Below are 254 nucleotides of genomic sequence, written 5' to 3'. Positions count from 1 at the left end.
CGCCTGGCGTCCCGCCGCGAGCGCAAGCTCGTCACGCTCCGCGCCGTCGAAGAGACCGGCGTAGATCGACGCATCGGCGTGGATCGTCACCGCGCCGTCGCGGCCGTCCGGCGCCGCCACGACGCGCAGCCGCCCGCGCTTGTCGGCATCGGTGAAGCGCTTCTCCTCGTAGCCCGGCGCGTCGCCTGCGCGTTTCGGGATGATCCAGATCTGCAGCAGATGCAGCGAGTCTTCCTGCGATCCATTGAACTCGC

1 pseudogene is annotated in these 254 nt (G+C 70.1%); it reads right to left on the bottom strand.

Annotation, left to right across the window (positions count from 1 at the left end):
- Positions 1-254 (bottom strand): annotated as a pseudogene (locus SB753_RS39370) (quercetin 2,3-dioxygenase); the annotation flags it as partial.

Source organism: Paraburkholderia sp. SIMBA_053 (genome assembly GCF_046534895.1).
Classification (GTDB): domain Bacteria; phylum Pseudomonadota; class Gammaproteobacteria; order Burkholderiales; family Burkholderiaceae; genus Paraburkholderia; species Paraburkholderia caledonica.
Note: the sequence above shows the minus strand (reverse complement) of the source record. Positions and strands in the feature narration are given on the sequence as shown.